4 protein-coding genes are annotated in these 3,298 nt (G+C 52.1%); 3 read left to right on the top strand and 1 reads right to left on the bottom strand.

The window, feature by feature from the left end; all coding sequences use genetic code 11:
• Window positions 1-138: 138 nt before the first annotated feature.
• Complete coding sequence (locus A8O25_RS22565; protein WP_074988013.1) at window positions 139-333, bottom strand: hypothetical protein; 195 nt, start codon at window positions 331-333, stop codon at window positions 139-141.
• Window positions 334-473: 140 nt separating this feature from the next.
• Between A8O25_RS22565 and A8O25_RS22180 the strand changes: the two genes are divergently transcribed.
• The 3 genes from A8O25_RS22180 to A8O25_RS22190 all read left to right on the top strand — a co-directional run bounded on the left by A8O25_RS22180 (window position 474) and on the right by A8O25_RS22190 (window position 2,927).
• Entirely contained in the window at window positions 474-1,052 is a 579-nt protein-coding gene (locus A8O25_RS22180; RefSeq protein WP_206598737.1) for an RNA polymerase sigma factor, read from the top strand.
• A 43-nt stretch (window positions 1,053-1,095) separates the two neighbouring features.
• Entirely contained in the window at window positions 1,096-2,202 is a 1,107-nt protein-coding gene (locus A8O25_RS22185; RefSeq protein ID WP_066839837.1) for a S1 family peptidase, read from the top strand.
• A gap of 188 nt (window positions 2,203-2,390) precedes the next feature.
• Window positions 2,391-2,927 carry a hypothetical protein gene (locus A8O25_RS22190; protein WP_066839840.1) on the top strand — a complete coding sequence of 179 codons (537 nt, stop codon included), beginning with the start codon at window positions 2,391-2,393 and terminating at the stop codon, window positions 2,925-2,927.
• The last annotated feature ends 371 nt before the right edge of the window (window positions 2,928-3,298 follow it).

The following is a 3,298-nucleotide window of genomic DNA, read 5'->3' on the forward strand; positions in this document are numbered from 1 at the left end:
CGTTGTTTTTGGCCTGTTTTCTGAAAACAGAGACAACACGGGCGGTTGCTTTAAAAAACAAAAAGCGTCTTCTGCGCAAACCGCATGAAGACGCTTTTCATTCTTAACCTAGTTGCGTACGTGATTGCACGCGGTTAATTACTGAACAGCAGTAGTAGAGTCAGTAGTAACAGCAGCAGAATCAGTAGAAACAGCAGCAGTAGTATCTACTTCAGTAGCTTCAGTAGAAACTTCAGTTTCAGTTGTAGCTTCAGTAGTTTCAGCAGGCTTAGACTCGCAAGAAGCGAAAGCGAACATACCAGCAACTAGGGCAAGAGAAAATACCTTTTTCATTTTAGTGATTTTTAAAGGGTTTTAGCGTTAATTTCACCCTTTATACCGCTACCCCCCGGGAGGTAACCCATCTTTTTCAGAAAATTTTTATTTTTTTTCTGTGGGTTACTAAATCCCTGAAACTGTATTAATTGATGAGCATGACTAGTAAGGCGCAGCTAGCCGATACCGACATTTTTGAAGGGATTCTACGTGATGACGAGGTAGCCCTGAGCAGGCTGTACAAGCTCCACTTTCCTATGGTGCTGTTCTTTGTGCAGAGTAACAACGGCACAGAAGATGACGCCAAAGACATCTTTCAGGAAGCCGTGATTGTCTTCTATGAAAAGATAAAGGCCGGCCAGCTGGAACTCAACTGCCAGATTAAGACGTACTTGTATTCCATCTGCAGAAGACTCTGGCTAAAAAGGCTTTCCCGCAGCAGCCGCTTTAGCAGCGGTTTGATAGAAGACACCGAGGAGGAGCTGACAGACACGTCTCAGGAGGCGGACCAGGCAGAGCAGAACGAGCTCAAGTTTTCGGCCATGGCCGATGCCTTGAACCAGTTGGGCGAGCCCTGCAAAACGCTGCTGGAAGACTTTTACATACGGTCTATGGGCATGCCCGAGATCACGGAGAAGTTTGGCTACAACAATGCAGACTCGGCTAAAAACCAGAAGTACAAGTGCCTCATGCGCCTAAAGAAGCTTTTCTTCCTGGGCTATCAGGAGCCCAGGTAAACGCAGCAATTAAGACAGGCACCCGGTCAGGGTGTATTCATATATGAGTGACAGGGAATTATTTGAATTAATGGAGCGGTACCGCCAGCGCCAGGTAACCTCCGCCGAAAGGCAGGAACTGGAAGAGCGCCTGGCCACTGACCCCCTATTTGCCCAGCGGGTGCAGGACTTTGAGCTGCTGACCTCCTCTTTACAGGCGTATGGCAAGCAGCAGGAGCTGCGCCAGAAGCTAAACAGCCTGCACCAGGAGTGGAGACAGGAGAACCCCGCCAGCGCCCCGGCCCCGGTACGCCGCCGCACGCCCATGCAGCTTTTCATGCGCCGGTACGCCGCCACCATGGGGGTAGCCGCCACGGTAGCTATTATCACGGTGTTCAGCGCGCTGCTGGGCATGGAGATGTGGCGTTCAGCTACCAAGCAGCAGGCAGCCCGCTATGTAGAGTTGAGACGGGAAGTAGACGCGCTCAAGCGCAAGCAGAACGCCCTTCTGCAAGACGCCACCGCCACCCCTAAAGCCAGCGCAGTCAATCCGGGCCAGTTCACCGGCACCGGCTTCGCCCTTACCTCAGACGGGTACTTTGTCACGTCTTACCACGTGATTGAAGGCGCAGACTCTCTCATGATTGAGCACAAGAACGGGCAGAAATACAAAGTGGAAGAGATTTATTCAGACCAGATCAGAGACCTGGCGCTCCTACGCGTGGCAGACACCACGTTTGACGGATTTGGGAAACTGCCGTACTCTTTCAAATCTAAGGAGTCTGATTTAGGCGAGCGCGTTTTCACCCTGGGCTACCCAAGGGAAGACGTGGTGTTTGGCGAAGGCACCCTCAGCTCCCGCTCCGGCGTTTACGGTGACACCGCTTCTTACCAGATCTCTATCCCGTTGAACCCAGGCAACAGCGGCGGACCGCTGCTAGATGACCGCGGCAACATGATTGGCGTAATCAGTGGCAAAATGCTGGGGGTAGACGGGGCGGCCTTTGCCGTGAAATCTGCCTATTTGCTGAGCCTGCTGGAGCAACTGCCCAGCCACCGCCTTCCGCAGCCGGTTAACCTGCCTAAAGTAAATAACCTGGCCGGTACCAGCCGCCCGCAGCAGCTCAAGAAACTGCAAGACTTTGTGTACATGGTCAAGGTGTACAACTAAGAGACCTACTATTCCCTGATGGCAAGAACGCCTGCGGTAAACCGCAGCGTTCTTGTTTTATGTCAACCAGCAGATGTAACTAATACCAAACGTTTTCGTTTAGCTAATCTCTGATGTTCAGTTTGCTGGATTTAACCAGCGCATCAAATACCACTATGTTACACCTACTAAATATTAAACAACGAGCTATGGAAAACCATCATGGAAACACCGGTAATTCCCGTATGATGACGGGAATGTTTAGAGATAGAGACAGTGCTGAACGTGCCTACAACGCTTTACACAGCCGCGGCTACAGCAAAGATGATATTAACGTGATCATGAGCGATGAGGCACGCAAGCGTCACTTCGCAGATGGCCATGAGACTGAACTGGGGAACAAAGCCCTGGAGGGAGCCGGAGCCGGTTCTGCCATTGGCGGTACCCTGGGTGCCATTGTGGGGGCTATTGCCGCTATTGGTACTTCTGTTGCCCTGCCTGGCCTGGGTCTGGTGATTGCTGGTCCGTTGGCAGCTGGTCTGGCTGGTGCCGGTGCCGGTGGTTTGACGGGTGGCTTACTAGGTGCCCTGGTGGGTTCTGGTATTCCGGAGGAACGTGCTAAGACGTATGAGTCTGGTATCAAAGAGGGTAACATTGTGATGGGCGTAACCCCACGTACCGCTGAAGATGCAGACTACTTTGAAAACGAATGGCGCACCCACCGCGGTGAGCACATTTACCGTTAACAGGTAATCCTGAGTAAGAGAAAGTCCCCGGTTCTTAATGAGCCGGGGACTTTTTGCGTTTAGCCTGTTTCTCTTTGTCTTATGCGCTGCAAACCGGCCTCAAAAGAACCTGACATTGCGGTTGCCTCGCACCATAGCGCTGCTAGGCTGCTCTAAAAACACTACAGAAGAACCTTATGCTCCCCGTTTCGCCAGCAAAATCAATCTGTACACAAGCGCCTTCCCTGGTTCGTTCTGTCTTGGGTGAAGCCACCCTTCTGTTTTCGGCCTGTTTGCAGGTTCTCCTTTGGTCTGCGGCCAGGCGCGAACAAGTTCACCCCGGTGTCAGTGCTCAGGGCCCAGTTGTTGTGCTTCCCGCTGCCGTTTACGCC

This window comes from Rufibacter ruber, from assembly GCF_001647275.1.
Taxonomy (GTDB): domain Bacteria; phylum Bacteroidota; class Bacteroidia; order Cytophagales; family Hymenobacteraceae; genus Nibribacter; species Nibribacter ruber_C.